A 6,283-nucleotide genomic window follows, 5' to 3' on the forward strand; every position below is an offset into this window, starting at 1 on the left:
ACCCGGTCGCAATCACACGAGGATCGCGGCGGCAAGAAACAGCGTAACGAGGAGGCCGGCATCGCGGTTGGATCGGAAAAGCGCGAGGCATCGATCCGTATCCTTCGTATCGAGCCGTGCCATCTGCCACAGCAAATGCAGTGCGAAGATCAGCGGCGCGCAAAGCGCGACGATGAGCGTCGCGCCGGAAAGGGCAAGGAAGGCCGCGAGCGCGAGAAACAGCGTACCGGCGACGAGGAAAGCCACGAGCCATCCGCGCGCATGGTCCCCAAAGAGTCGCGCGGTGGATTTGACGCCGATGAGCGCGTCGTCCTCGACGTCCTGGAATGCGTAGATCGTATCGTAGAAGAGCGTCCAGGAGATCCCTGCGAGATAGAGGATCACGGCCGGCCAGCCAAGCGATCCCGTCTGCGCGGTCCAGGCGAGAAGCGCGCCCCAGTTGAAGGCGAGGCCGAGAAATACCTGCGGCCACCATGTGAATCGCTTGGCGAAGGGATAGATCGCCACCGGCAGCAAGGACAGAACCCCGAGGCCGATCGCGGGCAGGTTGAAGGTCAGCAGGATCGCGAAGGAGACGAGCGATTGCGCCACGGCCCATGCAAGCGCCTGTTTCGGCGTCACCCGGCCCGACGGGATGGGGCGCGAGCGCGTGCGGGCCACCGATCCGTCGATATGCCGGTCGGTAATGTCGTTCCAGGTGCAGCCCGCCCCGCGCATGAGGAATGCGCCCACCGCGCATCCGAGGCCGATCCAGAGCCCCGTCCAACCGAAGCGGTCCAACGCGGCAGAGGCGAGCGCGAGGCCCCACCAGCAGGGCAGGAGCAGCAGCCAGGTGCCGATCGGACGGTCTGCGCGCGACAGGCGCAGGTAAGGACGGATGGCCTCGGGGGCGTGCCTGTCGACCCAGTTGCCCTTGACGGCATCGGCGACCTGCCCTTCTCTCGCCTCGGACCTTGCCATAGCCTACGTGCCCCATGCCTTCTAAAATTCGTCTCTATGTAGATCACGCGCCGGGAGAGGGGCAAACCGTTCCTCTGGATGCGGCGCAGGCGCATTACATCTTCGGAGTGATGCGAAAGGGCGTGGGAGAGATCGTCGAGATATTCGACGGGAGAAGCGGGGCCTGGGACGCTGAGGTGATCGAGGCGCGAAAGAAGGCGGGCGTGCTGCGCGTCGCGAGCCAGGTCGCGCCGCAGCGCGATCCGCCGGATCTCTGGCTGGTCTTCGCGCCGATCAAGCGGACGCGCACCGATTTCATCGTAGAAAAGGCAGCCGAGATGGGCGCGCGGCGGATCGTGCCGGTCCAGACCGACTTCACCAATTCGGAGCGAGTCCGCCGCGACCGGCTGCAGGCCCACGCGATCGAGGCGGCCGAGCAATGCGGCGGTACCTTCGTGCCCGAAGTGGCCGACATCGCGCGACTCGACAGGATGCTGGACGACTGGCCGGCAAATCGGCGGCTCATGTTCTGCGACGAAGGATTGGCGGGGCAAGGTGCGTCGCTGCCGGAGGTGAAGGGCCCATGGGCCATCCTGATCGGGCCGGAAGGCGGCTTCTCGGAGAGCGAGCGTAGCCGGCTGGCGGCAATGGAGGCCGCGCATCCCGTTGCGCTGGGCCCGCGAATCCTGCGCGCGGACACGGCTGCGGTGGCCGCGTTGACGCTCTGGCAGATGCGTCTGGGAGATTGGTCGTGAGCTTTCTCAGGCCCGGCGCGCTCGAAACGATCCTGCGCTGGCGCGAGGCTGCGATTGGTGCGGCGGCGGCTGCGCTCGGTCTCTACTGGGCTTGGAGCGATCCCGGCATCATGCGTTGGGTCGGGGTGGCCTTCGTGTTGGGCGGGGTGGCCATCGCGCGAGAGGGGCTGTCGCGGGCCCGTCGTCCGGGCGACGGCGGTGGTCCGGGCGTCGTCGAGGTGACGGAGCGGCAGATCGCCTATTTCTCGGCCGAGGGGGGCGGCGCGGTGGCGGTCGACGACCTGATCCGGGTCCATGTCGACACTACGATCGACGGACCCTATCAATCCGACATCTTCTGGGTGCTGACACCTGAAAGCGGCCAAGCGCTGCATATCCCGGGCGATGCGGAAGGGGCGGCCAAGATATTCGACGCGCTCGCCCCGCTCGAGGGGGTGGATTACGCCGCGGCAATCCGGGCAACCTCGAAGACCGAAGCCGGCCGTTTCCTTGTTTGGGAGCGTTCTGGCACGGGCAATCCGCGTCTGTCGCATTGACTTCGCCGATCCGCCGGGCCAAGCCCGACCGGAACGAGAGACGTCTGGAGGCCCGCAGCCCATGTCCATCCCCCAATCCGGCGGCGGCCCGATCGAGCGTCACGAGCAGCTCGCGCAATATCTCGCGGATGGTTGCAAGCCGCGCGAGGATTGGCGGATCGGGACCGAGCACGAGAAGTTCGGCTATTGCAAGGACACGCTGAAGCCGCTGCCCTATGACGGCGAGCGATCGATCCACACGATGCTGTCGGGTCTCAGGGACCGGTTCGGCTGGCACCCCGTGAGCGAGGACGGCAAGCTTATCGGGCTCGAGAAGGACGGGGCGAATATCAGCCTCGAGCCGGGCGGTCAGCTCGAATTGTCGGGCGCGCCGCTCGAGACGATCCACGGTACCTGCGACGAGGTGAACGACCATCTGGCGCAGGTGAAGGCGGTGGCCGACGATATCGGCGTGGGCTTCATCGGGCTGGGGGCCGCGCCACACTGGACGCATGACGACATGCCGTTGATGCCGAAGGGGCGCTACAAGCTCATGGACGGCTACATGCGCAAGGTCGGCAGCTTGGGGCTCCAGATGATGCGACGGACCTGCACGGTGCAGGTCAATCTCGATTTCTCCTCCGAGGCCGACATGGTGCAGAAGCTGCGGGTTGGCCTGGCTCTGCAGCCTGTTGCGACCGCGCTCTTCGCCAATTCGCCGTTCCTCGAAGGCAAGCCGAACGGCCACAAGTCCTGGCGGTCGCGCATCTGGCGCGATCTGGACGCGGACCGGACGGGCATGCTGCCTTTCGTGTTCGAGGACGGCTTCGGCTTCGAGGCCTGGACGGAATACGCGCTCGATGTGCCGATGTACTTCGTTTACCGCGACGGGCGTTATGTCGATGCGCTGGGCCAGTCGTTCCGGGACTTCCTGAAGGGCGAGCTGCCGGCTCTGCCGGGCGAGCGGCCCACGCTGTCCGACTGGGCCGATCACCTCACGACGATCTTCCCCGAGGCGCGGGTCAAGCGGTTCCTGGAGATGCGGGGTGCCGACGGCGGCCCTTGGCGCAGGCTCTGCGCGCTGCCGGCGTTCTGGGTCGGTCTCCTGTACGATCAGGGCGCGCTCGATGCGGCGTGGGACCTCTGCAAGGACTGGACCGCCGAGGAGCGCGAGGCGCTGAGGGTCGCGGCCTCGGTCGACGGGCTCCAGGCGAAGGTGGGCCGTATATCGATGCGCGACGTAGCGCGCGAAACGCTCAACATCGCCGAGAGGGGGTTGCGCGCGCGGGCGCGCCCGGGTGCTGGTGGTCTGATCCCGGACGAGACGCATTTCCTCAACGCGTTGAAGGAGAGCGTGGAGGCCGATCGCATCCCGTCCGACGAACTCCTGGAGCTCTATCACGGCGAATGGCAGGGCGACGTCACGCGGGTTTTTGCCTCGCATTCCTACTAGGGGGCGGTCGGCAAGCGGCGGGAAATCGCGAAAAATTTAGCCTGGGCTTGCTGAGTAGGGTGGCTGCCGCTAGCTTCCGCGGAGTGCGGACCAACCCCACGCTCTGGAGATCCCAATGAAGAAAATCCTTATTGCGCTGCCGCTCATCGGTCTGATGGCAGGATGCCAGTCGACGGCGAGCAATCCCAATCAGGGCGCTCTGACCGGTGCCGCGCTCGGTGCAGCCGCGGGTGCCGCGGTTTCGGGCGACGACGATCGCGTGACGGGCGCGCTGCTCGGCGGTGCCGCGGGTGCCGCAGCTGGCAACTACCTCGGTCAGGCACGCCAGCCCGGTCAGTGCCGCTACCAGTATCCCAGCGGGCAGGTCTATACCGCTCCTTGCTGATGCAATGGGGCTCCGGCCGATCGCGGTCGGGGCCTTGCTACGCCCCGACCTTGAGGTCGAGGACGAACCGGACGACCTTTTCGCGCGGCATTTCGCAGGGAAACAGTCGTACCGACCCATCCGACAGGCGATAGAGATTGAGGCTGACGTGATCGCGTCCGCCAGCCTCGCGCGCGAAGAGCTTCTCGCTTCGACCGCCGGAGTGACGCGACTTCACCACGTTGTATTTCCGGTCATCCGCCCACCCGTCGAACGCGCCTTGGGGAAGGGCGTCGAAGGCCTGCAGAAAGTCCATCACGGTTTGCGGCCGATCCTCGGTTCGCTTCCGTTCATGAGCCGTGCGATGTTCTCTCGATGGCGCAGGAAGATCAGCAGGGCCATTCCGCCGAGACCGACGGCGAACGCATCGAGGCCGAAGAAGATCGCGTAGAGCGGGCTCGACGCCGCCGCGACCAGTGCCGCGAGCGAGGAGATTCGCGTGATCGCCGCCACGGCCAGCCACGTCGCGCAGATGGCAAGCCCGACAGGCCAGACGAGAGCCAGAGTCGTACCAAGAAAGGTCGCAACCCCCTTGCCGCCCCGAAAACCAAGGTAGACGGGATAGCAATGCCCGAGGAAGGCCGCGAAGCCAGCGATTTCGGCCGCTTCCGGCCCGACGAGGAGGCGCGCCAGGACGACGGCGAAGGCTCCCTTGCCGACATCGGAAACAAGCGTAAGGATCGCTGCTGGTTTGCTGCCGGTCCGCAACACGTTCGTCGCCCCTATATTGCCGGAACCGATCTTGCGCAGATCCCCCAGGCCGAAGATCCGCGTGAAGACGATGCCGAAGGGCACGGATCCAAGGAGATAGGCGAGAATGGCTGTCGCGATCAGCATCTTGGCGCTCCGAAGGGTGAAGGACGGGCCATCCTGACCACATGCACCGTTCGAGGTCGAGATCGCATCCGGGGGCTCGCCTCGAAAAAAGGGGCGCGCTGTAATGCACGCCTCCCGTTCTTCCTGCGTGCCGAACTCGCTTACATACCTGCGGGCGGCAAGAGCGTGCTGAAAATCAATTGAACCACAGCGTTGCTTGTCCAGATGCCGGTACCGGTTACGGATGCACAGTCATAGCTAACGTTCAGCTGGGCCATGATGACGACCCCTCATCCCTCAACCCTCAAGGCAGAATGTCTCCTGCTCCCATGTTCTTCGTCGTATCCGCTGCCATCACTTCGTGCGTTAGCGGGGAGGTGACGATGTCGTCACGCAATTCAGTAGTCTTCTCATCATCAGGCGTTCGAGTTCGCCGTTGGGAAGGGCGGCGAAAGCTTTGGCGGTTGGGCCTGAGACCGTCAGGGCCTGTCGCCTTAAAGAATCTCGGCCAGCCCACCCGCTTTGACGGTCGATACGAACGTTGAGATTCCTTGGGCGTTTTGGGCAGTTTTCCCTTACTTTCATCCGGTGGTCTTGCACCATCGAAAGTATCGCAAGCGCGGCGGCGGCCATCATTGCGAATGCGTCATGTAGAGGGTCGTATTCCTTCCTGTTTTGTCGATACCAGACGGCCCAACCTGTGATGCCTCTCAATGTCGCGCGGTTGGGGAGAATAGGCTGTGAATCTGCCACGCCGTTCGAAGGTGCGATGCTGATTGACCGGTGGATATAGCCACGCGGTACCTCCCCTGGCGGATCCAGTCACGATCTATTGCGATTCTCGGGGAACTCTCAGGCGGTCCATTGCGTGTCTAGGAGCGGTCCGCCGGGGCTTCGCCAACTGTTCTGACCGGCGGATCAAGAAGGTGGGTGATCGCGCGCGACGATGTGATTTGGTGCGCGGCCTCTCACGCTTACCTGATTGTAAGGTTTTCGACCGACCATGGGACCGGCGTTCGGACCGAATGATCCGATTCGGCCTCTTCCATCGATCTTCTCGTCGCCTTTGTGCCAATGCCGCGCGCTCAGAACGCGGCCTTGAAAAGGATTTTCCAATGTTCGCCAAGAACACCATTGCCGCGCTTTCGCTGGTTGCAGCATTCGGGCCCGTGACCGCGCTCGCCGACCCTACACCCGAGATGATCCGTTCCGTCACTCCGTTCGTCGGGGAGATGGCGATGCCTCTCGAAGGTGAAGACCTTCGGATCTCGGATATCGGCAACACGTTGCGATTCGAGCCGATCCAGAATTTCGCAGACATGTTCCAGCGGGATGACGTGGTGTTCCTGATGCGCCACGGCCCCACCGACTGGAGCAAGCT

Annotated in this window: 8 protein-coding genes (1 of these 8 cut by a window edge); 5 read left to right on the forward strand and 3 right to left on the reverse strand. The window is 64.5% G+C overall.

From position 1 onward, the window contains the following. Positions 1 to 12: 12 nt before the first annotated feature. Complete coding sequence (gene ubiA / locus RVY76_RS13650; RefSeq protein WP_317374720.1) at positions 13 to 960, reverse strand: 4-hydroxybenzoate octaprenyltransferase; 948 nt, start codon at positions 958 to 960, stop codon at positions 13 to 15. 14 nt (positions 961 to 974) lie between these two features. Between ubiA and RVY76_RS13655 the strand changes: the two genes are divergently transcribed. From RVY76_RS13655 to RVY76_RS13670, 4 genes are all read left to right on the forward strand, one after another. Beyond that, on the forward strand, positions 975 to 1,694 hold the full coding sequence (locus RVY76_RS13655) for a 16S rRNA (uracil(1498)-N(3))-methyltransferase (protein ID WP_317374721.1): 720 nt from the start codon (positions 975 to 977) through the stop codon (positions 1,692 to 1,694). After that, positions 1,691 to 2,230: a hypothetical protein gene (locus RVY76_RS13660; RefSeq protein ID WP_317374722.1), complete on the forward strand. Its 540-nt coding sequence runs from the start codon at positions 1,691 to 1,693 to the stop codon at positions 2,228 to 2,230. Before RVY76_RS13655 ends, RVY76_RS13660 begins: the two co-directional genes overlap by 4 nt. Before the next feature lie 61 nt (positions 2,231 to 2,291). Next, entirely contained in the window at positions 2,292 to 3,662 is a 1,371-nt protein-coding gene (locus tag RVY76_RS13665; protein WP_317374723.1) for a glutamate--cysteine ligase, read from the forward strand. Positions 3,663 to 3,777: 115 nt separating this feature from the next. Further along, positions 3,778 to 4,047: a glycine zipper 2TM domain-containing protein gene (locus RVY76_RS13670; protein WP_317374725.1), complete on the forward strand. Its 270-nt coding sequence runs from the start codon at positions 3,778 to 3,780 to the stop codon at positions 4,045 to 4,047. Between the two features lie 37 nt (positions 4,048 to 4,084). Here the strand turns inward: RVY76_RS13670 and RVY76_RS13675 are convergent, their stop codons facing one another. Beyond that, on the reverse strand, positions 4,085 to 4,342 hold the full coding sequence (locus RVY76_RS13675) for a hypothetical protein (protein WP_317376774.1): 258 nt from the start codon (positions 4,340 to 4,342) through the stop codon (positions 4,085 to 4,087). Further along, positions 4,342 to 4,923 (reverse strand): glycerol-3-phosphate 1-O-acyltransferase PlsY, encoded by a 582-nt coding sequence (gene plsY, locus RVY76_RS13680; protein WP_317374727.1) that lies wholly within the window; start codon positions 4,921 to 4,923, stop codon positions 4,342 to 4,344. The genes RVY76_RS13675 and plsY overlap by 1 nt, the downstream gene beginning before the upstream one ends. Before the next feature lie 1,094 nt (positions 4,924 to 6,017). Here plsY and RVY76_RS13685 point away from each other — a divergent pair. After that, on the forward strand, positions 6,018 to 6,283 hold the start of the coding sequence (locus RVY76_RS13685; RefSeq protein WP_317374728.1) for a histidine phosphatase family protein. Its footprint extends 547 nt past the window's final position; only the first 266 of its 813 coding nucleotides appear in the window; it begins with the start codon at positions 6,018 to 6,020; its stop codon lies off the right edge, out of view.

The organism is Palleronia sp. LCG004, assembly GCF_032931615.1.
Taxonomy (GTDB): Bacteria; Pseudomonadota; Alphaproteobacteria; order Rhodobacterales; family Rhodobacteraceae; genus Palleronia.